The sequence below is a fragment of the Flavobacterium sp. LHD-85 genome, from assembly GCF_030929595.1.
In the GTDB taxonomy this organism is placed as follows: Bacteria; Bacteroidota; Bacteroidia; order Flavobacteriales; family Flavobacteriaceae; genus Flavobacterium.
On the sequence record NZ_JAVFVR010000012.1, the window covers coordinates 1 to 25,754 of the forward strand.

Consider the following 25,754-nt stretch of genomic DNA (forward strand, 5'->3'; position numbering starts at 1 on the left):
AAAAAGCGATACTTCTCTAAATAGTTTCTCTCTAATGTTGAATCCTGACTGTTATTTCTCATCGCAACAAAATTTATTAAAGTTAAATTTTGTTACCGAATTATCTAACATTTACAATTCCGAGGAACGAAGAATCTCACTAGAAATACTTCAAAGAATATTTTTCAGATATACTTATACTCAGTTTCAATCAAAAATTTATTTAACAAATAAAATATTATATTTGAAAATTAAGATTTGAAAAACTTTTATATTTCATATAGATAAACATAAAATCTAAACTTTAGATTATGAACAGAAAATTATTAATTATATTATTCTTTTTTTCAACATTAATTGCTTCAGCAAAATATGTACAAACGTGTACAGTAAAATATATGACTCAAGATGGATGGTCAAAAAAGTATGTTGTTGATGTGACATTTTTAACTGGATCCGAATTAAATGAAGCAACAAACTCTTACAAATATTCTTTTTATTCAACTTATGCTGTAATATTTTGGGGCAACGAAAAGGCAAGCGTAATAAAATTGACATCATACACTTTATGTGGTTCTGAAGTTGAAAAAAGTTGCATCACTAATACCTATACCGATTTAAAAGGAAAAGATCAAGATGACACTGAGTGGAAAATATGTGTCAGCGAATATTGCTATTAAATATTACATTAATATTAAAATTCTAAACAATCATGACAAACATATCATTTAATTTACCAGACAAATACGTCCATAAAAAATCACAACTGCATGGAATAATAAATTCTTTAAAAGGAGATTTTACTGCTATACAAACAAAAGATGGTATCGTATATTCTATAGATTTTGAAAATGAAGCAAATGGAAAAGAGTTTAATGAAAAACTCTCTACAATTATCCCTGACATTTATAAATATTAATTGAAGGACAAATACAATAAATTAGTACAAAATGAGAATAACGAATGTTGAAAAAAAAGAACTATCTGATATTTTTAAAGGCTTAAAACTAAATATTTTTGATTTTGAAGCAACTGGAGAATATGAACAATTTAAGATTAAATTCAAATATGATTACTTCTCATTTAATATAGTCAAGCAAAAGCCTAGTGTATATCTAATTGAATATTTTAGCGTTGATAATAAAAATCCAGTTTCTGGATCGATGAGTTGGAACGATTTAATAAAAAATTTTCAATCGTGGTCACAAAAACTCGTAAGTGAGCTGAACTCTTCAACAGGATGGGAGTCGTTTGAGAACACGAATTTTTTTGATATTGAATTTGAAGAATTAAACGGTGAATTTACAGTTACGGAAAAACTCGAAACCAAACAAAACATTATACAATTAAAAGCAAAAATTAAGCTTTTAAATTTAGCACCAGACAAGTTAGAAATCATCGAACACAAACTCGATATACTTTCATCTAAGGTTGACGAACTAAATAAATTTGATTGGAAATCATTATTTGTTGGAACAATTGCAAGTTTAATTATGGCATTAGTTATTCCTCCAGAAGCTGCTGGAATAATATGGAACTATGTAAAAAATTCATTTAGTAACCTAAAAACTATTAGCTAAAACCATATTAATATTTATAAGAAAATTATATTTTTGTTTTATTCAAAATAGTAATTTACTAAAAGCCTATGTTTTTCACCAACCCCGATTTTTTCAAAAAAAATTAAATACCCTTGAAATTATGAGCACGACATCAAAACCAAAAACATATCGGCAGAAACATAAGCCGAATCAGAGAACTTAAAGGTATGAAACAGGACGCAATTGCAATTGGATTAAGCCAGCAAACCGTTTCTAATATTGAGGCAAGTGAAACTGTTGATTAAGATAAGCTTGTTGAAATTGCAAAAGCTTTAGGCGTAACTAAAGAGGTGATTGAAAATTTTTCTGAAGAATCAGTTTTTAATTTCTTTAATAACTTTTATGACAATAGTGCAAATAACGGAGCGTAAGGAAGTGGAAACACTAACAATTCTTGCACTTTCAATCCACTTGACAAAGTTGTAGAACTTTACGAACGTTTGGTTCAGGCTGAAAAAGACAAAGTGGAGTATTTAGAAAAATTATTAAAAGGAAAATAATTCCTAAATAATGCATTTTATAAAAGCACAAATATCTTCTTATTTTGTGCTTTTTTTTTTACTAACAATCTTCACTCTGATTAAACAAACAATTCTCTTGGACATTAAAAAAATTTACCGAAGATTCTTTTATATCAACACAAGGTCAATAAACAGTTGGCAAGCCACCACTTCGATTTCAATACACGAATCATTATTAATATTTTTAATTTCACTAATTCTTAAGAAAATTTTTCTACCTAACTTAAAAATTAGTGCTTCATTTGTTTTTATTTCTTTTCTTATTCTTTCTTTTGTTTTTAAATATTTTAATGATCGAATTTTTAATAAAAAAAATGAAGAATATACAACTGAATGGCTACAAGAAACCAAAAGAAGCAGAATGTTGTATAAAATTAGTAATGTTGCATTTCAAGTTTTTCTTTTTTCTACATGCCTTCTTATTTTAATGTATTTAGATAACAAATTATAACATCATAAAAATCAAATCAAACCCCAAAAATCAAATGAAACCTACACTCCTATTATCAACACTATTCCTACTAATCACAACCAATTCATTCAGCCAAACCCTTGCTGATTTAAAACTAAAACCAAAAGAAATTCCGAAAGGCGGTTATATGGTTAGTGACGGTAATGTCTGCATTACACCGCAAGCTTGTAGTTTTTATAATGATATTGAAACGTATAGCAACATTGTTGGGACTATAAAAAGTAAAGCTATTCAGAGTTTTAAAAGCAAAGCAGATCGCGGTTCTATTATGTATTTTGAATTTGATCATGTATTTAAAGGCGACCGTTTCTTGCAAGGTTTACTTTGGGGAAAAGCAGGCGAGCCAACCGATGAGCATCCAGAAGAATATGTTGTAAAAGGAAAATTTCTAATCATTTGGAGTTTGAAGGCCGATAGTCCGTTAAAGGAAAAATCGGAAGCCAAAATAGAAACGCTTTTGCCATAAAATAAACTTGGATAATATTGCAAAATATGAGCAAAACATACAGAAAAGGTGCTATTGGAGCTTTACTCGATGAATACGAAAGAGCGATTTTAGATTTAAGTAAAACGATCTCATCTTTTAATGACACAGCAATTACGACAACAATCAATGATGTATCGGTTCAATCGATACTCGCGCATGTAGTTCGTTCTGGATACGCATATGCTTTGTACATTCAAAAATTGTCGGGAGAGCAAAATAGCATCCCAGATCTTGTATATAGAAAGACTGTTTCAGAATATCAAAATGATCTAACTGCATTTTTTATTTTCACTGAAAATGTGCTTAAAAATTTTAGCGATAATCAATTGGAAGAATGCAACAACGAGAAGAAAATAACCACTTCTTGGGGACAAGTTTATGATATTGAACAAATGATGGAACATGCAATTGTGCATATCTTACGTCATAGAAGGCAAATTGAAAAGTTCAAAATTGAACTTGACACTAAATAATCAAAAAAGTTTGTTAATCTTAATCTATGAAGTTCACAGACTTCATCTGGCATTCATCATTTAGTAGTATCTTCGCGTATAAAAAAATCATCCTAAAAATATCAAAATGAAACCGCAAGTACGAATCCTGATCTATTCAATTCTTTTCTTCTTATACCTTACTTCTACGCAGCTCTTGCTTGAATTAAACGAAAAGTTTAAAGGAGATGCATTTGTCACTTTAGGAGCTGGTTTTGGTATTTTAAATCTTATTTATGCTTTTACAGCTTTAAAATGGAAACCATTGCTTAATGTACTTTGCGCTGTTGGAATTGCGGCTTTAGCTATGTTTCTGGCTTTACAGTTTACCAATTTGCATCTGTTTGTCAATTACGATCCTTATCAGGTTAAAACTGCCATTTTTGCTAACGCTGTTTTCTCAATTATCTTTTGGGAGATTGTATATCAAGTGAAGATTAGAAAATCTAAATAATATATTTTCAATTGCCTCTAGCTTTAGCTGGAGATTCATAAAAGTCTCAAAAGGGCTTTAGCCAAATCGTTTTTTTTGGCTAAAGCCCTTTTTTATATCAATATTCTACCTCTAGCTAAAACTGAAGGCAATTCATAAAATGATTTAAAAGGATTATACTCAATAATTCATAAAACTATATATTTTCGTACGTATTTTTTATATTAGCATTTTAAAATTATATCAAAGCCTAATATGAAAATTAGAACTTTACTCCTTTTATCATTGATTACTATTTCTTGTAAAAAAGAAACAAAAACCGAATTAGAAACTTCTAAAATTGCGCCAAAAGATTCTTTGGAAGTGACTCAAAAAAAAGAGCCAGAAACACAAAAAACTGATACGATTGTATTATCTACAAAACATAAAACCAATAAAATTTTATGCGATCTTGACGGAGATAATCTAGACGAAACTGTAGAAATCTTTAGAAGTACAAACAACCAAAAAAGCGGTCTAAAAATCACTTTCGGAAACGGAAAAAGAACTGATTATTTAGGTTTTGGAAATGATATTTTAGAAAGAGGTTTTGACGAAATTGATTGGGCTGGAATTTTTGAAAAAGCACCAAAAAATGAAGTTTACTTTGACAACGTAAATGAAGACGGTGACATTATTGGCGAAGAACAAGTTGCAGAAGAAGACAAAATAAAATTGCCAAATGACGGAATCTTTATTCATGCCGAAGAAAGCTGTGGAGGTGGTGTTATTTATTTGAAAAATGGAAAATACGAATGGATTCAGCAGGAATAATTTTTAAAGATTAATCTCTTGAGACTTAACACAAAATCCTATTTCAATTCATTATAAATCATTAAATTAGAATTAATTCTTAAACATTTAAAAAATGAAAAAATTAATTATAGCATTCGTCTTTTTAATCGGTTTATCTGTTTCAGCGCAAACTTCTAAAGAACTTATCGGAAAATGGCAATTGGTGAAATGGACTAAAAATGGTAAGGAAAAAAATATTCAAGAGCGCTTTAAAACAGATCAGGTTTTTCAGGTTTTTAAAGAAAATGGTGACTTTGAAAGTGTTATTGGCGATGAATCGCATAAAGCAAAATGGAAATTATCTAAAGACAATTCTAAATTGACAATTATTTCTGTTATTCTGCCAGTTGAGTTTTCTATAAATTCTTTTGACAGTCAGAAACGTGTTATAACTAATCCTGAAGTTGGTACTTTTGAATATAAAAAGGTGGCTGAATAAATTAGAGCTGTTTTTTCATTTCTTCTGAAAAATAAAAGTTCTAATCTAGCCCCGATGGAAGCGGTATCTCCCGATTTAGAAAAACAAGGCTATTTCAGCCGTAGTTTTTTTTGATCGGGAATTTAGCGGACAGCGGGAGTAAACGTTCTTATGAAAATAGCTTTTTCTGCTCCTTAAATAAATTAGAAAAAGGCATAGTTGTTGAAAGTTAAATAAAATATATTTGCAACTTCAAAAAACACACTATGCAAAAAATTACTCTTCTCGTTTCTATATTGTTTTTAACCCTTTCTTCTTGCGGGGTAAAAACGACACAATCGATGCTTAGCGACGGAAATTACGATGGCGCCATTGATCGTGCCGTTGAAGCGCTTCGCACCAAAAAAGATTCAAAAGGAAAACAAGATTATGTTTATCTGCTGGAAGAAGCTTTTGCAAAAGCTAAAGATCGCGATTTGCGTAACTTGGAAATGCTGAATAAAGAAAATAACCCAGCAAATGCAGAACGCATCTACAATACTTATGTACAACTCAATAATCGTCAGGAAAAAATTAGACCAATTCTGCCTTTGCCTTTATTGAAATTGGGACGAAACGCAAATTTCCCATTTGATAATTATTCGAATGAGATTGTAAACAGTAAAAATGCGCTTTCAAAATATTTATATGAAAACGCTTCGTCTCTTTTGAAATCGAATAACAAATTGGATTTCAGAAAAGCGTACGACGATTTTGCTTATTTGGAAAGTATTAATCCCGGATATAAAAACACCAAAAAACTGATGGACGATGCTCAGTTTAAAGGAACTGATTTTGTAGATGTTTACGCCAAAAATGAAACCGAAATGGTGATTCCGAAAATGCTTCAGGAAGATTTATTGGATTTTAAAACTTACGGATTAAACGATAAATGGACGGTTTACCATAGTGCGAAACAAAAAAATGTGACTTATGATTATAGTCTGATTTTGAGTTTTAGACAAATCGCTATTTCGCCAGAACAGATTAAAGAAAAAGAATTTGTAAAAGAAAGACAAGTAAAAGATGGTGTAAAAACACTTTTGGACAGCCGCGGAAGACCTGTAAAAGATAGTTTAGGTAAAGAAATTAAAGTAGATAATTATAAAACACTTCGTGCAACGGTTTACGAATTCAGACAGTTTAAATCTTGTCTCGTAACAGCAAAAGTGGATTATGTAGATTTAAAAAGCAATCAGCTGGTGCAGACTTTCCCGATAAGCAGCGAATATGTTTTCGAGAATATTTATTCGACTTACAAAGGAAACAGAGGTGCTTGCGATGATAACTATCTAGGATATTTTGACAAACGCGCCGTTGCTTTCCCGAACAACGAGCAGATGGTTTACGATACTGGCGAAGACTTGAAAGCTAAGCTAAAAGATATCATTGTAAAGAATAAATTTAGACGGTAATTATATAACACGTTTATGGAAGAAAAGACGCATTTTTGATGCGTCTTTTTTTTGTTTACAATATTCTCATTAAAAAAAATCGCGTTTTTATATTGCGCAACCAAAAAGTTGCGTATATTTGCAACTGATTAGTTGCGCAATAAATATTCCAAAAACATGAAAAGAGATATTTTTCAAGCTATTGCCGATCCGACGAGAAGAGCAATATTAGTTTTGATTTCTTCAAGTGCATTGACCCCAAATGCTATTGCAGAGCAGTTTCAAACTACAAGACAGGCAGTTTCAAAACACATTAAAATATTGAATGAATGTGATTTATTGGAAGAAAAGAAATTGGGCAGAGAAATTTATTATCAGCTCAAAATTGATAAAATGAAAGAAATTGATCAATGGCTGGAGCAATTTAAAGCAATTTGGGAACAGCGTTTTAGTCAATTGGATCAAGTATTACTTAACTTAAAATCTAAAGAAAATGAAGACTGATTTATTAATGAATTTTTCTGTAGACAAGGAAAATAAAAGAGTGAATGTAAAACGCGAATTTGATGCACCGTTGTCAAATGTTTGGTCTGCTTGGACGGAAGCTGCAATTCTAGATTTATGGTGGGCGCCGGCTCCGTTGAAGTCTGAGACAAAAAGCATGGAATTTAAAGAAGGCGGACGAAGATTGTATGCAATGGTTGGTCCTGAAGGCGCGCAAGGCTGGAGTACTTTTGATTATACTTCGATTTCTCCTAAAACAAATTTTAAATACACGTCTACTTTTTGCGATGCTGACGGAAATCCAAACTCAGCTTTTGGAAGTTCTTTCTGGGACGTTTCATTTACAGAACAGGGAGATTCTACTATTGTAGATATTGTGATTACGCGAGACAGTTTTGAAGAACTGGAAAAAATAATCGAAATGGGATTCAAACAAGGATTTACATCGGCTATGGAAGGTTTGGACAAAATCTTAGCGGAAAAGTAAAGCCTTTTTAACCGAATTAATTATTAAAAAAAATGTTAGATCTGATTTTTATCACATAGAAACATAACTCTAGAATATCTAGAAAAGGCATTTCACTAATCTAAATGCACATAGTTAAGCTATGTGTGGGAACTAGTTTCTTTTACTTCCTTTCTTACAATAGAAATCTATGTTTCTATGTGTTTTAAATTTTATCCGACTGGTTATTAACTAAAAATCTAAAAAAAATGAAATCAAATCTTTTAATGAATTTTACTGTTGATAAGGAAAATAAAACTGTCAATGTAAAACGCGAATTTAACGCCTCTTTATCTCAAGTTTGGTCTGCATGGACAGAAGCTCAAATTTTAGATTTATGGTGGGCGCCGTCTCCATGGAAATCTAAAACAAAAAACATGGAGTTTAAAGAAGGCGGACGAAGATTGTATGCCATGCTTGGACCAGAAGGCGAAGAGCATTGGGCCATTGCCGATTTTACTTCAATTAGTCCTAAAACTAATTTTAAGTATTTAGATGCTTTTAGCGACAGCGAAGGAAACCTAAACAAGGAATTCCCACGTTCTGACTGGGACGTGACTTTCACTGAAAAAGACGGTTCTACTTTTGTAGATGTTGTCATCAAACACGAAAAACTATCCGACTTGGAAATGATTATTCAAATGGGATTCAAAGAAGGTTTCACCATTGCAATGGAAGGTTTGGATGCTATTTTTGTAGAAAAAAATAAGAATTAAAAAAAATCTTACTATTTGTTAAATCCTGCATTTTTGCAGGATTTTTTTGTATTTTCGATTCGAAAATTAATTTTCTGATCTAAAAAACTAAAAAATACACAAATGATGAAATTCTTTACCTTTCTGTTTTTGTTCATTTCTGCCGCTGTTTTTTCTCAAAACAGATACGAGCTTTCTGACGAAGGGCAAGACAAACTCTATCTTTCCGATTCTATTTCAAATCTTGCCAAAGCTGGAAAAATCACAGATCATCCGATTGTGGTGGTTGACGGAATTCCGCACCGCTTTGAAGATCTTGAAAAAGAAAAACTTGTTCTTTCTAAAATTGAAATCAAAAAAATTATTGCTCTTGAAAAAAAAGCTGGAATCAGTATTTATGGTAATTACGGCGAAGCTGGCGTTTTAATTGTTACTACAAATAGAAGCAGTTATTACAAGCCTGAACAAGAAGTGAAACAAGAATCAATACCACAAAATTTGAATAAATAATGAAATTCCCCTCCAGCCCAGAAGATCTCAGAAATGAAATTTTTGAATCTGTAGATAAAACTAAAAAAAATGGAGATCTGAGAATTAGACAATTAATTCAAGTATTGAAAAACGTAAATAACGAAATAATTATTGAAGGAGTTTTGAAAGTTTTTGGAAATGAGAATCGTAGCGACACCATTTACAGCGACCAAAAATATGCAGGACTAATTCTTCAAGAAATTAATCCCAAAACAGATAAAAATGTCGATTCAATTCTAGATTTCACTTTAAAAAACTGGAATAAAAGTGTTTTTGAACTTCCTTTTTGGATGCAGAAAAATTATGGAAATCAAATTTTAAAAAAAGGATTTACAGAATATAAAACCAAAAATTTATCTGATATTGAAATTGATAATTTAAAAACAATGGAATGGTGTTTAAAAATAGAATCGTAAAGATTTTTTACAATTAAATAGTTTTGAAATCTCTTAATTAAAACTAATTTTATAAAAACATTTTACATCATTTTATAATGAACAATTTTTTTGCTCTCGCATTTTTGCTTTTTTCTTCCACATTACTATTCAGCCAAAAAAAACAAACCAAAACTAACGAAATTTCTAAACCATTCGTTTTAGGCGTTATCGATGAAATTCAATCAAAAGAATTAAACGAAAAAAGAATTCTGAACATTTATCTTCCTGAAGGTTATAATCCAGATGAAGACACAAAATATCCTGTCATTTATTTATTGGACGGTTCTGCCGATGAAGATTTTATTCATATTTCTGGATTAGTTCAATTTAATAGTTTTGAGTGGATCAATCAGGTTCCAAAATCAATTGTCGTCGGAATTGCAACTGTTGATAGAAAGAGAGATTTTACTTTTCCAACCACTATCGAAAAAGATAAAACTCGTTTTCCAACAACAGGGCATTCTGATCAGTTTATTGCTTTTATTGAAAAAGAATTGCAGCCTTTTATTGAGAAAAAATACAAAACCAATGATTCTAAAACCATCATTGGCCAATCTCTTGGCGGGTTATTAGGAACTGAAATCCTGCTTAAAAAACCAACTCTTTTTAATAAATACGTTATTGTAAGTCCGAGTTTATGGTGGAACAATGGTTCGATACTTGATTTGGATTCTGAAATGCTGAAAGAAAATTTTAAACAACCAACTGAAATTTATATTGCTGTAGGCAAAGAAGGATTAGCTCCAACAGCAATTCCGCATGTTATGGAAGTTGACGCCATTTTATTGTCTGAAAAATTAAAAGAATCTAAAAGCAAAAATGTAAAAACGTACTTTGATTATTTCCCCGAAGAAAACCACGGATCGATTCTGCACACAGCAGTTTTCAATTCTTTTAAATTCTTTTATCCTCAAACCAAAAGATAAAAATGATTTCGGCTTATAAAAAAACGGCTCAGTTCGTTTAACCAAAGAATCATAAAAGAGTCTCTTCTTTTATGATTCTTTGGTTTTAAGACTAACCTTAATCATTTATAAATCAAAGAACAATAAAAAACCGCAAACATTTTTCTAAAAAAAACAAACAAATTACGGTTTCCCGTAAAGATCATGGATTCTTACCACAGTATATTTGGCAAAAAAAAATCAAAAGACCATTAAAAATAATTTAAACTAAACGCAACCATTTTTACCACTCCATTAAAAAAAAGGATAACTTTTTTAGTTATCAAACCAAAATAAAACTAAACTATATAACCTACTTAATTTAATGAAAAAACAAATTTTATTTATTGCCCTAACTCTATTTTTTACTTTTAAAAATTACTCCCAAATAGCTTTCGAAAAAGGATATTTTATTTCAGAAAACAATCAAAAAACAGAATGCTTAATTGAAAATATAGACTGGAAAAATACTCCTGCAAATTTCAGATATCGTCTGTCTGAAGATTCACCTGCTATTGAAGCAGATAATAAAACCATAAAAGAGTTCGGAATTTCTGGTCAAAACAAATTTATACGAGCAATTGTAAATATAGATCGTTCTACGAAAAATCTACAAATTATGGACAAAGACAAAAATCCTACTTTTCGACAGGAAAATCTGTTTCTGCAGGTTCTAATGGAAGGAAATGCGTCATTGTATCTGTATGATGATGGAACTGTAAGACGGTTCTTTTACAAAATGAACAATTCTGAAATAAAGCAACTTGTTTACAAAACTTATTTTGCAAATGACGACCAAATTGCTAAAAATAATTACTTCAGAGAACAGCTTTATCTTGACTTGAAATGTGATAATATTCAACAAAACGAATATGAGACATTAAACTATACTAAGAATGCTCTAATGCGTATTTTTACAAAATACAATAAATGCACAAATTCTGAATTTGTTGACCTTGAAGTAAAAGAAAAGAAAGACTTGTTCAACCTTACACTTAGACCTAGATATAATAATAGTTCGTTATCTATGGATAACTCTGTTTTTGAAGGAATGGATTTTGATTTTGGGGGAAAATCAAACTTTAGTTTAGGAATTGAAGCTGAATTCATTTTACCATTTAATAAAAACAGATGGTCTATTATTGTCGAGCCAACCTATCAATATTACAAAGGAGAGCAAACGATACAAAGTTCTCAAGTAGTTGGTGGAACTCTGACAGGTAAAGTAGATTACAAATCGATCGAATTGCCAATAGGCGTTAGACGTTATTTCTTCATTAATAAAAATGTTCAAATATTTGCTAATGGATCTCTAGTTGTAGATTTTGGCAGTAGTTCTAAAGTAAGCGTTACAAGACAAGATGGTTCTGAACTAAATAAACTGGATGTAAAATCAGGCATCAATTTTGGGTTTGGTCTAGGGTGTAAATTCTTAGATAAATTTAGTGCAGAAGTAAGATATCAAACTCCAAGAGGTCTATTGGCTGAAAATCCAAATTGGGGTTCTTCTTACCAAACCACTTCTTTAATTGTTGGATATTCTTTCTTTTAATTTTAATTTAGCTAATTATATATGCTAATTGATAAGATTCTCAATTAGCATATATAATTATAATAAAATCACCCTAGCCACCCTTCTCGATCCAAACTTCTATATTGAATCGCTTCAGCAATATGAGAAGAAACAATTTTTTCTGAATGATCTAAATCGGCTATGGTTCTCGAAACTTTCAGAATTCTATCATAAGCTCTTGCAGAAAGATTCAGCCTTTCCATCGCTGTTTTTAGCAATTCTTTTGACGGTTCATCTAAAGCACAAAATTCGCGAATTAGTTTACTGCTCATTTGCGCATTGTAATGAACATTTTCTACTGTTTCAAATCGTTTGGTTTGGATTTCTCTTGCTGCTGTAACTCGTTTACGGATTTCTACACTACTTTCTGATTTTCGCTCATCTGATAATTTCTCAAACGGAACCGCAGTAACTTCTATATGAATATCAATTCGATCTAATAATGGTCCAGAAATTTTACTCATATAACGCTGCATTTCGTGTGGCGAAGAAGTATTCGGCATGCTTGGATCATTAAAGAATCCGCTAGGACTTGGATTCATACTTGCTACCAACATAAAAGACGAGGGATATGTTATGGTAAATTTGGCTCTCGAAATAGTTACTTCGCGATCTTCTAACGGCTGACGCATTACTTCTAAAACATCACGTTTGAATTCTGGCAATTCATCCAAAAACAAAACACCATTATGCGCCATCGAGATTTCTCCTGGCTGCGGATAACTCCCTCCTCCGACCAAAGCAACATTAGAAATAGTATGATGTGGACTTCTAAAAGGCCTTTGATTCATTAATCCAACTTCTTTTAATTTTCCGGCAACGCTATGAATTTTAGTGGTTTCCAATGCTTCACGCAAAGTCATGGGCGGTAAAATACTCGGAACTCGTTTTGCCAACATTGTTTTTCCTGCACCTGGTGGCCCAATTAGAATAAAAATATAGTAAAGAAATACCACTTTTTAAATACTTGTTTTAAAGCGTGTTAATTGATATATCTGATTTTAAATTAAAAATTATTATAATTTAAAATGGTAAATCTTTATCTTCTGAAATGGTTACAGGCATCCAGGGATATTGTTCAGTATCTGTTACAAAGCTAGACGTTGGATAATTTAATCGACCCCAATATTCAACAGGTGAATTTTCATCTAATTCTGTAAAAAATTGCGAATTATCCCAAGAAAAAAGCTTGCTGTGATTTTTTTCAACGTATGTGTTAACAACTTCTATCATAGCACCTCTAGCTAAATTATCGTTTGTTATAAGGTCAACTTCATTAGAAATTTGTAATATGATTTCATCAAGCTGTAACTTAATTTCTGCATAATTTTTCTCTAAATTCTTTCGACTAAATGTAAATCTAATTTCCTTATATGGATTAATAGAGTTAGCATCTTTGCTATTAATGTTAGGAACGTATTCGTTTACGCAAATAGTCTGATTTGTAAAGGCTTTATATTTAATCAATAACTGGGTTACTTTTATGTTGAGCGTTTTTAAACCTTGACTACCATAAAAATCTTCTCGGTGCAATACTGGCGGATAAAAAGTCAAAATCAATTTAACCCATTCTTCATTTTTGCTTTGTCTGAAATTAACACTACATTCAAGATTTTCAACCGTTTTTAATTCTTTATACCAATTCTCTGTTGTATTTGTTGGTACAATATCAGGACAACTTATAAAATCTTGAATGGTTTTTTCTATTTGGGAGAGAGTATGATTTGAATTTTGCTTAATTAATTCAATATCACCTTTCTTTATCGGTCTAAAGTGTGCAACCGCATTCCTAACATTACCAATTTCATCCAATTTGTTTTTAATTATTTCTTTTGTCCCTAAAAAGTAATTTTTAAAAAACTTCCAATAGTTATCAGATGTTATAATTCTGATTAATTCACCACTCGTAAGATGCAGTAACTGACTATTTAAAACATAACCCAAATAGGCGTAATTCTTATCTTGAGAAATTCTTCTTTTAGCAATGGCATTAATAGTTGACTTTTCTTCATCATCACTAGTGATTGATAGCTCACACCACTTTTCCTTTAATTCATTTTTCAGAATAATATAAACAAAAACTCGGAGGGAATTTTCAAATCTAAAGAGAATATTTAGTGCTTCAAAATACTCTATCTTTAACCAGTTTCCTGGCAACTCGTATTTATTCTCCTCTATATGGCTTGGTGATTTCCAATTCATAATTTTACTTTTTTATTTTCTACTTTTTACTTTGAAATAGATGAAATGTTTTCGCTAATGTAAGATTTATTTTCAATAGTAATTAATAGAAAGCTGTGAATTATGGGACATAAATGAGTTGGAAAATTAAGTCAACGACATCTATTTAGCAAGAGACTATTCTTTTTATCTTTACAAAGCTATAAACAGATAATTCTTGCCTAAATGAGACCAATACATAATTTTGAATTAAAAAGCATCCGCACTGAAGAACCACCACAATTAACGAAATATAATATCATTGAGGGCTATGAAATATTTCAATCCAATTTCAATAATGATATATATGTCTTATTTGACCACAATTTTGAAATATATAGATGTATTGAATTTGTGGGTATGAATAAAATGGACCTTGATAAAAGCATCTCGATTTTTATAACGGACTACTATTTGAATTTATCTGATGAAGAAAAAAATACACCTACAATTTATTTGCCGAAGGAAACTAAAGATTAATATGCTGATTAATCACTTATTTTCAGTTTTTAATTTATTAAACTCTTCAATTGTTTTATAACCTAGGAACGAATGCCTTCTTTTTTTATTATACCAATTTTCAATATATTCGTATACTTCGACTCTGGTTTGCTTTCTTGAAAGTAACTTATTTCCAGTAAGTAATTCCGCTTTAAAAAAAGTAAAAAAACTTTCACAGACAGCATTATCAGTATGGTTTTCTCTACGGCTCATACTTCGGATAACACGATTATAAGAATCCAATTTATTTGTGAAAAGTTTATTAGCATATTGAACTCCTCTATCAGAATGGAAAATCAATTCTTTATTGATTTTTCTGTTATTAACAGCCATTTCCCAAGCGGGTAAAGTTGTTGCTTTAGTGCTCATTGTCGTACTTAAATTCCATCCTATGATTTTCCTATCAAATAAATCCATTACAATAGTAAGATACAAAAAGCCTTTGGTTGTTTGTATATATGTTATATCTGAAACCCAAACTTTTGAAGGCTCACTTACTGTAAATTCTTTATTTAAAACATTTGGAACTATATAGTGATTATGAAATGAATCAGTAGTGACCTTAAACTTTCTTTTAATTTTTCGACGTAGACCCAACATTCTCATGTACTTTTTTACTGAAGAGTTTTTTATTTTAAATCCTCTATTTTGAAGCTCTCTTGTAATTTTGAAGCATCCATATCTTCGCTTAAATTCATAGTATATAGATGTAATTTCTTGTTTCAATAAAATTACTCGAGATTCTGTATCTGTAACTTCTTGCTTTTTTCTTCTATAATATGTTGTTTCTGATACTTCCAGAACAGCTAACATTTTAGCAATTGTAAATTCAGATTTGTTGTTTTCAATGAAATTTTTAGTCGGTATTTTTCCTTGCGAAACGTATTTAGTTCCTCTTTTTAAAATTTGAAGAGAAATTTTCGAATCTTTAATTTTTCTTTCAAGGTCTGTAATTACAGCTTGTTCCGCAGTTAAATTTGGGTGACCAGGGCCTGGAAAACTTCTTGTTCCAAATTTTTCAAAGTCTTTTCGCCATTTGTACAAATTATCTGGAGATATTCCCAACTCTCTTGCAAGACATGCAAGTTGTCCCTTACCTCGCTCATAACTTAATTTAACTGCATTCACTTTGAAAGTACGTTCGTATGTTTTCATAGGCTGAAGTTTATCGTCAAAGGTTTTCAAAATATTCAGATATTTTTTCTTGCATTTGTTTTCTGGTAAAAAGCATATTTAAATTAACCAATTCAGATTTAAAAGATTTGAAAAAACTTTCTGACACAGCATTGTCAGAATGATTTCCTATTCGACTCATACTTCTTCTAATAAACTTATAGGAGTCTAATTTATGGCTGAAGATTTTGTTAGCATATTGAATACCTCTATTGGAATGAAATATTAGTCCGTTCTCTGGTTTTCTTTTATTGACAGCCATTTCCCATGCTGGCATTGTTGTTTCATTTATAGTTAATCCAGTACTAAGGTTCCATCCAATAACTTTTCTGTCATATAAATCCATAATAATTGTTACAAACAAAAATCCGTTGGATGTTTGGATTCGGGCTATGTCAGATATCCATGCCCTGCATGGTTCTTCGAATATGAATTGCTGATTTAAAATATTTGGAAATTTATAGGGGCTATTAAGTGAATTTGTCTTAAGTCGGTAATTTCTTCTAATCTTACTAACAAGACGTAGTTTTCTCATATGAATACACACTTGACCTGTTTTTATTTTAAACCCTCGACTTTGCAACTCTGCTGTAATTTTTGCACCTCCATACAACTCTCTGAATTCATAAAATATGGAAGTTATCTCTTTTTGCAACAAATTTACCCTATGCTGTCTTTGCGAAATTGTCTGACTTTTCCATTTGTCAAATGTAGTTTTATCTGTACCCAAAACTTTACACATTTTTGTAATTGTGTATTTGTCTGAATGTTTTTTTATAAAGTCATAGATGGTAAGGTTTGATTCAGAAATGTATTTACTAGCACTTTTAAAAATTTCAAGCTTAAGTTCTGATTCTTTAAGCTCATTTTTTAGTTTCCTTTTTAGTTTGGAAAATTCTGCTTGTTCTTTATTTAATCTCCAGTTGCCACGTCCACAGAAACTTGCTGTTCCAAATTCAAGAAATTCTTGTCTCCATCGAGTCATAAGCGGAGGTTTAATACCAAGCTCTCGTGCGCCTTTTGTAAGACCAATTTTATACCCTAATTGGACTGCTTTCTCTTTAAAGTTGCGGTCGTAAAGTCTGCGTTCTCCCATTTGTATTATTTTATGTTCTATATTGCGTGAATTTAAAAATAGAAATAATAAAAAGAATAAAGCTTAATAGGTTGAAATATTGGTGTTTAACTTCCTATTTTTAACTTATATTAATTAAATTTGATGTTTTGATAAACATTATTATTGTTAAAATGGAAGAAATTTTTATTAACGACAAAGAAAAATATCTCAAGGAAAACTATCCTTTTGGAGGTACTCCAAGTATACCAGAACTAACAAGCGAAATAGTATGTTATCACTGCAATAAAATATATAAAGTAGGTGATTACAAAGTTTTTAAAGAAGATGGTATTGAATATATTTATTGCCCTAGTGCTCCTGAGTGTGACGGAACAATTATAGATTGGATTCCTCTTGGGTGAAATAATTCTATAATAAAATCAGAATTTAAAACTTTTAACTAAATAGATATGACTACAAATTCATTTACTTTACCTGATAAATATCTAGTAAAAAAATCACAAATCAATGGAAAAATTAATGCTTTGAAAGGAGATTATATTGCGACCCAAACAAAAGACGGCACAGCATACACGATTGATTTTGAAGATGATTTTAATGGTGAAGAGTTTAAAAAATGGTTGGTTGACTTAATACCTGATATCCATGAATTTTAATTATAAAACTCAATTTTAGAATTAGTCTATAACACTTTTTATAATTTATTATAAGGCAAGAGTTTAATAAAGTTATGGATTATTATTTGAATTTTTATTGGGAAAATAATGTTTTAAAATATAAGGGAATGACCAAGCAAGCATAGCATCAACTGCACCGAGTAATGCCATATTTTGCCAAGGACGGTTTATGTAGTTCAGGTATATTAAAAAACCAAAACCAATTAAAAAGCATATTACAATTGCCATAACGATGACCGCCTTGAGAACTAAGTCGGTTAATGCTTGATATATATTAACTTGACTTTTTGTCGCCATCTTCAATGTATTGATAATATTCAACTATATTTAGCTCGCTAGTTTTAAATGAAAAGTCATTTAAACCTTCTATTTCACAAGTTAAGCAATTTATATGCTCAGGAATTTCTTCTATGGTGTCATAAACATTAATTACACCACAAGATTCATTTTTACATTCGACGGCAAATTTTCTTTTAAATATTCCTTGACGCACAGCTAATTTGCAGATTAGTCTAGCTAATCTGGTAGAAATATTAAAAAAACTTCTCACATTTTCAACAGAAATGTTGTCGGGATTAGTTTCTTCAATAATAGAAGCTTTTTTATCAAAAAATTTTCTAAACATATTAATTGTTTACTAAAATCAAATCAATTAAATCATTGGTCCCGTTAAAAAATGGAGGGTATACGGAAAAATTTATTATTCCAAGTGATGGGTCAATAGCAAAATGGTTTACAAGATTTTGCCTTTGCAATATACGAAATATTGTGTGTCTTATAGGTGTTTTAATTAATTCAGCATAAAGGACTGGCATCTGTTTTTTTATCAATTTACCTGCATCCATTACTTCGTGAGATGTCGAATCATTTTTTTTAAATTTGACTTTTAATGCATCTATTTCATCAATATCCCATAGATATTTAATTCCTTTGTTTAAATCATACTTAAATAAATTTATAGGGTTTGCGAAAGGAACTATAGTCTTTAAGATAGCTTCGTCATTTAAATCACGAGTTGCACCAATAATTTTATCTGTTGTAATGGTAGAAATATCTCTTTCAAGAATATTGATATGAATGGTAAGAACAGTTTTTCTCTTGTGTATTTGAACAGGAACTAAGAAATTAAATTTGTCGATAGTTCCCTTAGCTTTATTATAGCCCTCGTATACAATAGGAACCAACAAATTAAAAATAGAGTGGCTATTTGTTATTTTTTGGCTATTTATAAAAGCTGGATGCTTGTCTAGCCAAGTGTCTGTTAGAACTCCTTTAAATTCGTAAACATAAACATATTGTTTTAATAAAGAAAAATTATCAAAAATAATTTTATTAAGTGTTGCAACATTATGTGTATTAGTAATATTGATTAATAATCCAGCTTGCCTCTCTTTTGAATCACTAAGATTAAAAATTGTTTTTAAAGATTCTACAGAAAATGCTTTTAGTAATCTTTTATAAACTTCGATATTACTATTAATGTTTGGTGTACTCATATTTTGTTAATATTTTTTCACAATAATAGTAATAAAAATTTTCAAATAAGATTATCCTTACTAAGTATTTTTAAAGGAATTATTAACAGTAATTTGTTTTTAACCCAAAGTATATTTTCTAATCAACTCGGTAACTGTTGGTTTTAAGTATTGAATAAGCTCATTTTTTTCTTCTTCACTTTCAAATTCTGTTATGTTATGCTCTTTCAGAATTTCATTCAACTTAGAATTTATTTTTTTTGTAAAATCTTCTATAGTGCCAAGATGATTTGCTAGAGCTTTTAGTTTACTAATTCCTACGCTAGATTTTACAGGGTTTCTTGTAGAATTTATTATCAATTCCCCTTCTCGGACTAACTCATTTTTAATTGCTTCTTTATCCATTTTTTATCTTTTTTCTTTTACTAATTTATGAATAAAAAAAGCATGCTGTATTTGTAATTGTAACTTTTACTAACTTATTTATAGTTCAAAATGTTTATAAGTATCTAATATTTAATTTGTTGGAATTATTAGATTTGTTTTGTCGAAATTTAATATTATTACTATGTTTTTTAATTATTATAGCCCAACAGAAATAACAGAACCTGTACTGCAATTATTAAAAAAGTTTGAAGGTAGGCAATATGAATTGATTACTATTCCAATCAAAACTGAATCATTTTCAGTTCCAAGTGATTGCTATAATAACGTTAATAAAAAAATACAATTATCCAAAGGCAAAATTCGATATGGTTGGTCAGTTTATGATAATGATTATTTCATTGAAGCCGAAAAACATGCTATTTGGGAAAGCCCAGAGGGAGAATATATTGATATATCTTGTCCAAATTCAGAAAATATTATTCAGTTATTGTTTATTATGGATGATGTTGATGATGGAATTTATGTTCCTAATATCCGTTGCAATTATAGAAAACAGCAAGCTATCGATGATTATTTTATGATTTTTGATATTTTAAATGTGTTGATTATACATTACGGGAGAGATAGTAAAGAAATTAAAGATTTAGTTATTTTTCCCCATGAACTTAATGAAGGAGTAAAAACTTTGTACTCATTAATTGCCGATTATAGAGAGTACATTATGTCAGGTATTCGTAACTGCATTTGTGGTTCATCAATTTTATATGAAAATTGTCATGGTAGTAAAACAGTACAAAGGACACTTAATTATATTGATGAGATTATTAGAAAAAACAATTTAAAAAAAAATTAAACTAATTGTGTATGTATTCTATTGTATAATTGAAGAACAGTTGTAGCAAAGAATTGATTGCCATATCTAGTCTTGAAATTTAATTTGTTTAAATAGGTAGCTATTTCACGGTAACTCATTCCTTTTTCTTTACAGCTTAAAATAACAAACTGAGCTTGTCTATTCCTATCGTTATTAATGGCATTTTCTTTTATTTTCTTAAGACCTTTGGCCCTTGCCTCATTATTAAGATTCTTTGGTGTTCCTAGCAATGCACCTTTATTCTTTAACTCTGCTAATGCAAGTTTAGTTCTTGAGCTAATAAGTTTTGCTTCCTGTTCTGCCAGTGCCGAAAAAATATGGATAGTAAAATTATTTGCTGATGGCATGTCAACAGCTAGAAACTCAATGCCAGCATCCATTAGTGAGCTCACAAAATTTACATTTCGAGCTAAACGGTCTAATTTGGCTATAATCAGAACCGCATTTTCATTTTTAGCTAATTGAATTGCTTTATGGATTTCTATACGTTCACGCTTATTGGTTCCTGTTTCAATTTCAGTAAACTCATTAATAATGACACCATTTTGTGATTCTACATATTTTACAACCGAGCTTTTCTGAGCAGACAGTCCTAAACCACTAAGTCCCTGTTCTTTTCGGCTAACACGATAATAAGATACAAATTTTTTCATAGTCAAAATTTAAGGTGTAATAATCCTTAAACGACCGTTTATGAATTATTACACTGCAATAGTCCAGGTTTTTTTTTAACTGACCTAGAAAAATCCTGGATTTCCTGGGCCACGGATTTTTGGGTCATGATAGAAAAAAAAAACGAAGTGCTTAACCTCGTTCTTTGGATTGTATGAATCGTGAAAACTCTGAAAATTCTTTATCAGTAAAATTTTTTCTTTTAAAACTTATAGGCAGTTTGAGCGGTTGTGTCTGCAATACCTGCTTTAGCTGAGAAAGTTTAAGCTTAATTCTCATTTCCTGTAGTGTTTACGCTGTTACTGATAAAATCCCAATCTTCTCCGTTCAGACCACCTTTGGACATGTAAAACAATCCTGCTTTGTATCGGTCATAAATACTTACATCGGTTCTGTCGTAATTGAAGTAGTCTTGAATATCCGCTACAATCTGCTTATGAAGTTTTTTATCATCAACGTAGACCACAAAATGATTGTGACAGCCTTTTCGGTTTTGGAATGGCTCAGTTGTAAAGAAGAGTCGGATTTCTGTTGATGAACCGTATTTTTGTTTAAGATAATCATATAGTCCGTGCATCTGCTTGAAACAGCTGGTCTTGTTACGGTCTTTTTTGTAGGCTACCGTGAAGAAAAAACTCCAATCCATCTGCCAAAAAGTATGTTGCAGACTCTCTTTATCAGCCAGACAATCTATGAGGTTTCGCATGGATTGGTTTTCCTGTCTCAAAGCTTTGTTCTCATCGAACATGATTTCACTGTCGAAGTATCTTGCATGGTTAACGGGGAAAAGTCTTTCTCTGTTTGGTTTTTTCGTTTCTAAAAATAGGTCTTCATTCTTTTTATAGAATCTGTAAATAGTGCTTTTGCTTGCTTTTGTACTTACGATAAATTTCTTTAGGGTTTCATATTTCATTTCTTAATTGATTAGTATCTTGTTATTGGTTAGATACAGGAACTCCATACAAGAGAGTTAGTCAAGCATCTTTACAATAAATACTATCAAACTTTGAAAAGTGTAGCTTTTTGGCACTTTTTTTTCATTTTTTTTTTTTTAGATGTCTGAATAAGCGTTCCAAAATGAGACACTAGTCTGGAAAGTCTCAAAAAATATTAGAATTTTCGCTTAAGACATCGATAGTATAGTTTGGAATAGGTACACAATTTATATTACGGGTAGGTAATTTGAGGCTTTAAATCCTAGAATTTAGTATTGTAATTGCCTGTAAAGGGAGGAAGATGGGCCTATAATTTTAATTTGCTTTTAATTTGGCCTTATCAGCAAAAACAGGCTAATCTAGGTACATAATCTAGCCGTTTGGTACATTTAAATGGGTATAAAAAGTGCTTGTGAGTACCGTAGAATCAACGTTACATATTGAGTTCGGAAAGCAGTTCCGACATTTTAATATCTAGTGCATTACAGATTTTTAAAAAGATTTTAATTGAAAAATTTTGGTTTCCTTTTAAAATCCTCCTGATACTGGCCTCATCTATATCACATGCATCCGCAAATTCCAAATTAGTTTTGAACTTTGCTTTAGCTCTTATGTTAATGTTCTGACCTAGTTTTATTAAAAATTCTTCTGACATTATCCAAAAGTCGAATAATGGAGATTTAAATCATCGGCATATTTGCCGATTTAAACATTTAGTGTTAAGTTTGACAAAATTTAAATGAACTTAAAACCAAAAAAACAAATGAAAAAAATCTTTACCCCAACTACATTCTTTATTTTTTCTCTCCTTTTCCTAGTTTTTGCTTTTGGACTGAAAAGCTATAAGAAAGGAGGCAACATTGATTCTATCGAAAGTGTTGAAAATTTTATCAAGGGAAAATGGCACGATGAAATTGTCAGCAGAGGCGGTTTGATAACATACTACAGGTTCGAAATAACAGATACTCAAATAAGATGCTGGAAATCTAATATGATTCTGTCAAATACAGGACGTTCATCAGATAACATAACCAGTGATTGGACTGAACAGCCTCCTGTTACTTTATCTATTGGCAGTATTCAAGAAGAAGCGGAAAGTTCAAGCTCTTATGCGAAAAAAATCAGGTCACTTGGAAATTGCAGTTACGGAACATATACGTTTGAGCATAACGAAAAGTTAGGGAATGCTCTAATTTTTAAAGAAATCAATTCTAGCGAAGGATTTCATACTGGCAAACTGGACAAGGGTTGGGAATATTAATAATTCAATTCTATAAATACCAATAAATTTAATCTTAATCATAATATAAACAATGAAAAAAAATATACTTTTAATATTAATCGGAATTTTAACTGTTAACTGCTCTTCTGATGAATCACAAGAGAACTCTGAAAGCTCTACTAAATCTTCATTCAGTTTTACATTAGATAATAAAACGGAATACGCATCAATTCATGATGAAAAAATAAATGATTATGATATTTTTCCAACTACTTGGGAAAAGAAACAGGTTACAAACACTGCTGACAGCAAATACACTATTAGCTCAAGCGTTTCAATAAAAGGAGAAGCAGACGAATACTATCACTATACTGATTTTAACATTATAACTTCTGATAAGACATTGCAGGTAAATAAGACATACGATATTGATATTGAAGTAGCTTTAGTTTTGGGTTTACCTTTGGCAAAAGACCCAACTGTATGTTATACAACTGCCAGCTTATTTGTTCGTGATGAAACAGTCGGAAAAGTTAAAATAACCAGCTTTGATGGCGAAACTATAAAAGGAGAATTTACAATTAGTAACCTAAGCAATAGCAATGGATATTCTAATATTGGATTCTGCAACGGTACTCAGATAAAAGAAAAATTTTTCAACATTACTAAAGGCACATTTACAGCTATTCCAAAAAAATAACATTAGACAAAAGCCACTCTATTCAAGTGGCTTTTCTTGTTGAATAGAAACCTGTTGAGAAAAGGTATTTCTTTTCCTTACCTCAATTTTGGTGTAAATGATATTCATCTAGTGATATAACTAAAGAGCAATTAATTCATTTCATTAGTCTATTAATGTATCATAAAATATTTAAGAGTTGGGACCACAATTATCTTTAATATTTCTATAAATTTTGTAATTTATTAAACTTCAAATCAGTTCCTATTTCAAGCTTATTTTCTCTCAATTCATTTTTTATAATTGAAGTTACTTCACCTAAACTGAATGAGGAATGATTTGTGTATATCGAAGAACTTAAATTTGACCTGTAATAAGCACCTTTGATTTGTCTGGTCACTGTTTTGTCGAGTATGATATATTCTACATCTTTAACTATAGGAAAAATTTTGAGAATATCACTTGAATAGCTGTAATCTTTTAAGCCAATTTCAAGAACAGTATGCTTAACATTGTGCTCGATTATGTTTATTGAGTATATAAAACTATTTATATACTTTTTTAATAGTTCTTTTGAACCTTCTATTGTTTGAAGATTATCAGTGATTACCGATTCAACATTTGATTGCTTGTCATATATCAATAACTTATTGGATTCTATTTTAGATTTTTCTTGTTGGATTTTATTCAGTTCAGATTCAAGATTTTCAATTTTTTTAGCTGTAGCTTCTATAAGTTCAAGTATGTTGGAACTTCTGAGCTTTCTAACTGATTTAAGGATTTCAATATTTTCATTTATACCATTTTTTATATCATTTTCTCTAGCAATAAAGTTTTGTAAATGATTTTCAAGTTGAGATAAGTATTTATCAGGATTGATTTCATTTATTACTTTTGATAAAGCAGGCAAATCTGCTTTTATCAATGACCAAACAGCACTGTCAATAAGATTCATGCTTAATGATTTAGTACTTGAACAAGGTTTTGAATCACCTCGGCTAGTACAACGATAGCTGTTTTTTTGTTCTCCCTTATTAATTCTGTAGTTGCCTTGCAACTTTCGACCACAGGACGGGCAATTTATCAACTTTGATAACAAGGTAATATGTTTAGTTTGTTTATCACCTTGTGTAATATTTGATTTTAGTTTGTCTTGTACTTTGTTGAATATTTCCTCTTCAATAATAACAGGATATCTAATCTTGTTAGCTGATGTAAGATATTCGGATTCGTTTAAAACAATACCAAATTTTGGATTTTTACGCTTATTGTTCGTTGTTTTCTCACCTGTATATGCTTGTTCTTTGAGCAACTTGTTAACATTTCTTTTACTATGAGTATAAGAATGGAAACCACGCTTGATGCATTCAAGTGATATTGTTTTTATTGATGGATTTTTTACATTTTCCAAGCCATTAAGATACCAATTGAAGATTGTTCTCACTATGGTAGCTTGACTTTCATTTATTACAAGCGTATTCTTTTCACTTTCGGTCATCATTCTATTATATCCAAACAAAAGTTTGCCACTGATTGACAAACCTAATTGCATCAACTCCTTTCTTTTTCGTTGAAACCTTTCAAGTTTTTGTTTTACTTCGGATTCAGCAAACAAACCAAACAATGTGAAAATCATTTCAGCCTGCTGTGTTATCTTTCCTGATTCATCAAGCAATTTGAAATCTAAATCTTTTATATAAATTTGAATCTGTTGATTTAGACACCATTCTTTGATAGAATGTAAAATGCTTTGTCTTCTTGCAAGCCTAGAAATCTCAGTTGTCAGGACAGTATTGTATTCAGGATTACGTTCAATGTAATTGAACATTTCAGTGGTCCCAATTTTTTGGTTCAAATCAGCGAATGCAGTTTCTTTAGTTTCAATTATATGAAATTCTTTATAACCTAAAGAGTGTCCATAATATTTTAGGTCTTGTATTTGAGCTTGAAAATCTTGTTCAGATGTACTCACTCTCACTAATATAATTGCCTTCTTCATTTTG

At 30.4% G+C, this 25,754-nt stretch carries 33 protein-coding genes and 2 pseudogenes; 23 read left to right on the plus strand and 12 right to left on the minus strand.

Annotated features, from left to right (window positions below; genetic code table 11):
* Window positions 1-290 precede the first annotated feature (290 nt).
* The 17 genes and pseudogenes from RB618_RS18370 to RB618_RS18450 all read left to right on the plus strand — a co-directional run bounded on the left by RB618_RS18370 (window position 291) and on the right by RB618_RS18450 (window position 11,837).
* Entirely contained in the window at window positions 291-659 is a 369-nt protein-coding gene (locus tag RB618_RS18370; protein WP_308070099.1) for a hypothetical protein, read from the plus strand.
* Window positions 660-691: 32 nt separating this feature from the next.
* Complete coding sequence (locus RB618_RS18375) at window positions 692-898, plus strand: hypothetical protein (RefSeq protein ID WP_308070100.1); 207 nt, start codon at window positions 692-694, stop codon at window positions 896-898.
* 31 nt (window positions 899-929) lie between these two features.
* Entirely contained in the window at window positions 930-1,559 is a 630-nt protein-coding gene (locus tag RB618_RS18380) for a hypothetical protein (protein WP_308070101.1), read from the plus strand.
* A 121-nt stretch (window positions 1,560-1,680) separates the two neighbouring features.
* Window positions 1,681-2,080 (plus strand): annotated as a pseudogene (locus tag RB618_RS18385) (helix-turn-helix domain-containing protein).
* A 506-nt stretch (window positions 2,081-2,586) separates the two neighbouring features.
* A complete protein-coding gene (locus RB618_RS18390; protein ID WP_308070102.1) occupies window positions 2,587-3,039 on the plus strand; it encodes a hypothetical protein in 453 nt (150 codons plus the stop codon).
* Between the two features lie 26 nt (window positions 3,040-3,065).
* Complete coding sequence (locus tag RB618_RS18395; protein ID WP_308070103.1) at window positions 3,066-3,533, plus strand: DinB family protein; 468 nt, start codon at window positions 3,066-3,068, stop codon at window positions 3,531-3,533.
* Between the two features lie 106 nt (window positions 3,534-3,639).
* The gene (locus tag RB618_RS18400) at window positions 3,640-4,005 is read left to right on the plus strand and encodes a hypothetical protein (RefSeq protein WP_274255776.1); all 366 of its coding nucleotides are present in this window, start codon (window positions 3,640-3,642) and stop codon (window positions 4,003-4,005) included.
* A 234-nt stretch (window positions 4,006-4,239) separates the two neighbouring features.
* Window positions 4,240-4,797, plus strand: coding sequence for a hypothetical protein (locus RB618_RS18405; RefSeq protein WP_308070104.1), 558 nt, complete (start codon window positions 4,240-4,242; stop codon window positions 4,795-4,797).
* A 94-nt stretch (window positions 4,798-4,891) separates the two neighbouring features.
* Complete coding sequence (locus tag RB618_RS18410) at window positions 4,892-5,257, plus strand: hypothetical protein (RefSeq protein ID WP_308070105.1); 366 nt, start codon at window positions 4,892-4,894, stop codon at window positions 5,255-5,257.
* 245 nt (window positions 5,258-5,502) lie between these two features.
* Window positions 5,503-6,690, plus strand: coding sequence for a hypothetical protein (locus RB618_RS18415; RefSeq protein WP_308070106.1), 1,188 nt, complete (start codon window positions 5,503-5,505; stop codon window positions 6,688-6,690).
* A 156-nt stretch (window positions 6,691-6,846) separates the two neighbouring features.
* On the plus strand, window positions 6,847-7,173 hold the full coding sequence (locus RB618_RS18420) for a metalloregulator ArsR/SmtB family transcription factor (RefSeq protein ID WP_308070107.1): 327 nt from the start codon (window positions 6,847-6,849) through the stop codon (window positions 7,171-7,173).
* Entirely contained in the window at window positions 7,163-7,660 is a 498-nt protein-coding gene (locus RB618_RS18425) for an SRPBCC domain-containing protein (protein WP_308070108.1), read from the plus strand. Before RB618_RS18420 ends, RB618_RS18425 begins: the two co-directional genes overlap by 11 nt.
* A 227-nt stretch (window positions 7,661-7,887) precedes the next feature.
* A complete protein-coding gene (locus tag RB618_RS18430) occupies window positions 7,888-8,394 on the plus strand; it encodes an SRPBCC domain-containing protein (RefSeq protein ID WP_308070109.1) in 507 nt (168 codons plus the stop codon).
* Between the two features lie 102 nt (window positions 8,395-8,496).
* A complete protein-coding gene (locus RB618_RS18435; RefSeq protein WP_308070110.1) occupies window positions 8,497-8,883 on the plus strand; it encodes a hypothetical protein in 387 nt (128 codons plus the stop codon).
* Window positions 8,883-9,320 carry a hypothetical protein gene (locus RB618_RS18440; RefSeq protein WP_308070111.1) on the plus strand — a complete coding sequence of 146 codons (438 nt, stop codon included), beginning with the start codon at window positions 8,883-8,885 and terminating at the stop codon, window positions 9,318-9,320. Before RB618_RS18435 ends, RB618_RS18440 begins: the two co-directional genes overlap by 1 nt.
* A gap of 77 nt (window positions 9,321-9,397) precedes the next feature.
* Window positions 9,398-10,267 (plus strand): alpha/beta hydrolase-fold protein, encoded by an 870-nt coding sequence (locus tag RB618_RS18445; RefSeq protein WP_308070112.1) that lies wholly within the window; start codon window positions 9,398-9,400, stop codon window positions 10,265-10,267.
* A gap of 343 nt (window positions 10,268-10,610) precedes the next feature.
* Entirely contained in the window at window positions 10,611-11,837 is a 1,227-nt protein-coding gene (locus RB618_RS18450) for an outer membrane beta-barrel protein (RefSeq protein ID WP_308070113.1), read from the plus strand.
* A 68-nt stretch (window positions 11,838-11,905) separates the two neighbouring features.
* On the opposite strand, the pseudogene RB618_RS18455 reads toward RB618_RS18450, so the two are convergent.
* Window positions 11,906-12,790 (minus strand): annotated as a pseudogene (locus RB618_RS18455) (YifB family Mg chelatase-like AAA ATPase); the annotation flags it as partial.
* Between the two features lie 91 nt (window positions 12,791-12,881).
* On the minus strand, window positions 12,882-14,060 hold the full coding sequence (locus RB618_RS18460; protein WP_308070114.1) for a Swt1 family HEPN domain-containing protein: 1,179 nt from the start codon (window positions 14,058-14,060) through the stop codon (window positions 12,882-12,884).
* Between the two features lie 204 nt (window positions 14,061-14,264).
* On the opposite strand from RB618_RS18460, the gene RB618_RS18465 reads away from it, so the two are divergent.
* Window positions 14,265-14,558, plus strand: a complete 294-nt coding sequence (locus RB618_RS18465; RefSeq protein WP_308070115.1) for a hypothetical protein — start codon at window positions 14,265-14,267, stop codon at window positions 14,556-14,558.
* Between the two features lie 12 nt (window positions 14,559-14,570).
* Here RB618_RS18465 and RB618_RS18470 read toward each other — a convergent pair whose 3' ends face one another.
* Both RB618_RS18470 and RB618_RS18475 read right to left on the minus strand, forming a co-directional pair.
* Window positions 14,571-15,734, minus strand: coding sequence for an IS3 family transposase (locus RB618_RS18470; RefSeq protein WP_308070116.1), 1,164 nt, complete (start codon window positions 15,732-15,734; stop codon window positions 14,571-14,573).
* A 16-nt stretch (window positions 15,735-15,750) separates the two neighbouring features.
* On the minus strand, window positions 15,751-16,848 hold the full coding sequence (locus tag RB618_RS18475; protein ID WP_308070117.1) for an IS3 family transposase: 1,098 nt from the start codon (window positions 16,846-16,848) through the stop codon (window positions 15,751-15,753).
* Between the two features lie 152 nt (window positions 16,849-17,000).
* On the opposite strand from RB618_RS18475, the gene RB618_RS18480 reads away from it, so the two are divergent.
* Both RB618_RS18480 and RB618_RS18485 read left to right on the plus strand, forming a co-directional pair.
* Entirely contained in the window at window positions 17,001-17,231 is a 231-nt protein-coding gene (locus RB618_RS18480; RefSeq protein ID WP_308070118.1) for a hypothetical protein, read from the plus strand.
* A gap of 48 nt (window positions 17,232-17,279) precedes the next feature.
* The gene (locus RB618_RS18485) at window positions 17,280-17,486 is read left to right on the plus strand and encodes a hypothetical protein (protein ID WP_219071435.1); all 207 of its coding nucleotides are present in this window, start codon (window positions 17,280-17,282) and stop codon (window positions 17,484-17,486) included.
* 72 nt (window positions 17,487-17,558) lie between these two features.
* Here the strand turns inward: RB618_RS18485 and RB618_RS18490 are convergent, their stop codons facing one another.
* The 4 genes from RB618_RS18490 to RB618_RS18505 all read right to left on the minus strand — a co-directional run bounded on the left by RB618_RS18490 (window position 17,559) and on the right by RB618_RS18505 (window position 19,387).
* Window positions 17,559-17,804 (minus strand): hypothetical protein, encoded by a 246-nt coding sequence (locus RB618_RS18490; RefSeq protein WP_219071434.1) that lies wholly within the window; start codon window positions 17,802-17,804, stop codon window positions 17,559-17,561.
* Window positions 17,782-18,132, minus strand: coding sequence for a hypothetical protein (locus RB618_RS18495; RefSeq protein WP_308070119.1), 351 nt, complete (start codon window positions 18,130-18,132; stop codon window positions 17,782-17,784). The genes RB618_RS18490 and RB618_RS18495 overlap by 23 nt, the downstream gene beginning before the upstream one ends.
* Window position 18,133: 1 nt before the next feature.
* Window positions 18,134-19,003 carry a hypothetical protein gene (locus RB618_RS18500; RefSeq protein WP_308070120.1) on the minus strand — a complete coding sequence of 290 codons (870 nt, stop codon included), beginning with the start codon at window positions 19,001-19,003 and terminating at the stop codon, window positions 18,134-18,136.
* Window positions 19,004-19,102: 99 nt separating this feature from the next.
* Window positions 19,103-19,387: a hypothetical protein gene (locus RB618_RS18505; RefSeq protein ID WP_219071431.1), complete on the minus strand. Its 285-nt coding sequence runs from the start codon at window positions 19,385-19,387 to the stop codon at window positions 19,103-19,105.
* 163 nt (window positions 19,388-19,550) lie between these two features.
* On the opposite strand from RB618_RS18505, the gene RB618_RS18510 reads away from it, so the two are divergent.
* Window positions 19,551-20,222: a hypothetical protein gene (locus RB618_RS18510; protein WP_308070121.1), complete on the plus strand. Its 672-nt coding sequence runs from the start codon at window positions 19,551-19,553 to the stop codon at window positions 20,220-20,222.
* On the opposite strand, the gene RB618_RS18515 is transcribed toward RB618_RS18510, so the two are convergent.
* The 3 genes from RB618_RS18515 to RB618_RS23730 form a co-directional block, all read right to left on the minus strand.
* On the minus strand, window positions 20,219-20,896 hold the full coding sequence (locus RB618_RS18515) for a recombinase family protein (RefSeq protein ID WP_308070122.1): 678 nt from the start codon (window positions 20,894-20,896) through the stop codon (window positions 20,219-20,221). The genes RB618_RS18510 and RB618_RS18515 overlap by 4 nt on opposite strands.
* Before the next feature lie 287 nt (window positions 20,897-21,183).
* The gene (locus tag RB618_RS18520) at window positions 21,184-21,828 is read right to left on the minus strand and encodes a hypothetical protein (protein WP_308070123.1); all 645 of its coding nucleotides are present in this window, start codon (window positions 21,826-21,828) and stop codon (window positions 21,184-21,186) included.
* Window positions 21,829-22,283: 455 nt separating this feature from the next.
* Window positions 22,284-22,505 carry a helix-turn-helix domain-containing protein gene (locus tag RB618_RS23730; RefSeq protein WP_374121144.1) on the minus strand — a complete coding sequence of 74 codons (222 nt, stop codon included), beginning with the start codon at window positions 22,503-22,505 and terminating at the stop codon, window positions 22,284-22,286.
* Window positions 22,506-22,613: 108 nt separating this feature from the next.
* On the opposite strand from RB618_RS23730, the gene RB618_RS18525 reads away from it, so the two are divergent.
* A complete protein-coding gene (locus RB618_RS18525; protein WP_308070124.1) occupies window positions 22,614-23,111 on the plus strand; it encodes a hypothetical protein in 498 nt (165 codons plus the stop codon).
* A gap of 52 nt (window positions 23,112-23,163) precedes the next feature.
* On the plus strand, window positions 23,164-23,772 hold the full coding sequence (locus RB618_RS18530; protein ID WP_308070125.1) for a hypothetical protein: 609 nt from the start codon (window positions 23,164-23,166) through the stop codon (window positions 23,770-23,772).
* A 205-nt stretch (window positions 23,773-23,977) separates the two neighbouring features.
* Here the strand turns inward: RB618_RS18530 and RB618_RS18535 are convergent, their stop codons facing one another.
* Window positions 23,978-25,750 carry a recombinase family protein gene (locus RB618_RS18535; protein WP_308070126.1) on the minus strand — a complete coding sequence of 591 codons (1,773 nt, stop codon included), beginning with the start codon at window positions 25,748-25,750 and terminating at the stop codon, window positions 23,978-23,980.
* Window positions 25,751-25,754: the final 4 nt, after the last annotated feature.

Coding starts and splice junctions, on each gene's coding strand:
- RB618_RS18490 (WP_219071434.1), bottom strand. CDS start 17,804: ATGGCGACAAAAAGTCAAGTTAATATATATCAAGCATTAACCGACTTA.
- RB618_RS18390 (WP_308070102.1), top strand. CDS start 2,587: ATGAAACCTACACTCCTATTATCAACACTATTCCTACTAATCACAACC.
- RB618_RS18500 (WP_308070120.1), bottom strand. CDS start 19,003: ATGAGTACACCAAACATTAATAGTAATATCGAAGTTTATAAAAGATTA.
- RB618_RS18530 (WP_308070125.1), top strand. CDS start 23,164: ATGAAAAAAAATATACTTTTAATATTAATCGGAATTTTAACTGTTAAC.
- RB618_RS18515 (WP_308070122.1), bottom strand. CDS start 20,896: ATGAAAAAATTTGTATCTTATTATCGTGTTAGCCGAAAAGAACAGGGA.
- RB618_RS18485 (WP_219071435.1), top strand. CDS start 17,280: ATGACTACAAATTCATTTACTTTACCTGATAAATATCTAGTAAAAAAA.
- RB618_RS18465 (WP_308070115.1), top strand. CDS start 14,265: ATGAGACCAATACATAATTTTGAATTAAAAAGCATCCGCACTGAAGAA.
- RB618_RS18450 (WP_308070113.1), top strand. CDS start 10,611: ATGAAAAAACAAATTTTATTTATTGCCCTAACTCTATTTTTTACTTTT.
- RB618_RS18415 (WP_308070106.1), top strand. CDS start 5,503: ATGCAAAAAATTACTCTTCTCGTTTCTATATTGTTTTTAACCCTTTCT.
- RB618_RS18430 (WP_308070109.1), top strand. CDS start 7,888: ATGAAATCAAATCTTTTAATGAATTTTACTGTTGATAAGGAAAATAAA.
- RB618_RS18460 (WP_308070114.1), bottom strand. CDS start 14,060: ATGAATTGGAAATCACCAAGCCATATAGAGGAGAATAAATACGAGTTG.
- RB618_RS18370 (WP_308070099.1), top strand. CDS start 291: ATGAACAGAAAATTATTAATTATATTATTCTTTTTTTCAACATTAATT.
- RB618_RS18510 (WP_308070121.1), top strand. CDS start 19,551: ATGTTTTTTAATTATTATAGCCCAACAGAAATAACAGAACCTGTACTG.
- RB618_RS18495 (WP_308070119.1), bottom strand. CDS start 18,132: ATGTTTAGAAAATTTTTTGATAAAAAAGCTTCTATTATTGAAGAAACT.
- RB618_RS18395 (WP_308070103.1), top strand. CDS start 3,066: ATGAGCAAAACATACAGAAAAGGTGCTATTGGAGCTTTACTCGATGAA.
- RB618_RS18380 (WP_308070101.1), top strand. CDS start 930: ATGAGAATAACGAATGTTGAAAAAAAAGAACTATCTGATATTTTTAAA.
- RB618_RS18535 (WP_308070126.1), bottom strand. CDS start 25,750: ATGAAGAAGGCAATTATATTAGTGAGAGTGAGTACATCTGAACAAGAT.
- RB618_RS18475 (WP_308070117.1), bottom strand. CDS start 16,848: ATGGGAGAACGCAGACTTTACGACCGCAACTTTAAAGAGAAAGCAGTC.
- RB618_RS18505 (WP_219071431.1), bottom strand. CDS start 19,387: ATGGATAAAGAAGCAATTAAAAATGAGTTAGTCCGAGAAGGGGAATTG.
- RB618_RS18375 (WP_308070100.1), top strand. CDS start 692: ATGACAAACATATCATTTAATTTACCAGACAAATACGTCCATAAAAAA.
- RB618_RS18435 (WP_308070110.1), top strand. CDS start 8,497: ATGATGAAATTCTTTACCTTTCTGTTTTTGTTCATTTCTGCCGCTGTT.
- RB618_RS18410 (WP_308070105.1), top strand. CDS start 4,892: ATGAAAAAATTAATTATAGCATTCGTCTTTTTAATCGGTTTATCTGTT.
- RB618_RS23730 (WP_374121144.1), bottom strand. CDS start 22,505: ATGTCAGAAGAATTTTTAATAAAACTAGGTCAGAACATTAACATAAGA.
- RB618_RS18420 (WP_308070107.1), top strand. CDS start 6,847: ATGAAAAGAGATATTTTTCAAGCTATTGCCGATCCGACGAGAAGAGCA.
- RB618_RS18440 (WP_308070111.1), top strand. CDS start 8,883: ATGAAATTCCCCTCCAGCCCAGAAGATCTCAGAAATGAAATTTTTGAA.
- RB618_RS18405 (WP_308070104.1), top strand. CDS start 4,240: ATGAAAATTAGAACTTTACTCCTTTTATCATTGATTACTATTTCTTGT.
- RB618_RS18470 (WP_308070116.1), bottom strand. CDS start 15,734: ATGAAAACATACGAACGTACTTTCAAAGTGAATGCAGTTAAATTAAGT.
- RB618_RS18400 (WP_274255776.1), top strand. CDS start 3,640: ATGAAACCGCAAGTACGAATCCTGATCTATTCAATTCTTTTCTTCTTA.
- RB618_RS18480 (WP_308070118.1), top strand. CDS start 17,001: ATGGAAGAAATTTTTATTAACGACAAAGAAAAATATCTCAAGGAAAAC.
- RB618_RS18520 (WP_308070123.1), bottom strand. CDS start 21,828: ATGAAATATGAAACCCTAAAGAAATTTATCGTAAGTACAAAAGCAAGC.
- RB618_RS18445 (WP_308070112.1), top strand. CDS start 9,398: ATGAACAATTTTTTTGCTCTCGCATTTTTGCTTTTTTCTTCCACATTA.
- RB618_RS18525 (WP_308070124.1), top strand. CDS start 22,614: ATGAAAAAAATCTTTACCCCAACTACATTCTTTATTTTTTCTCTCCTT.
- RB618_RS18425 (WP_308070108.1), top strand. CDS start 7,163: ATGAAGACTGATTTATTAATGAATTTTTCTGTAGACAAGGAAAATAAA.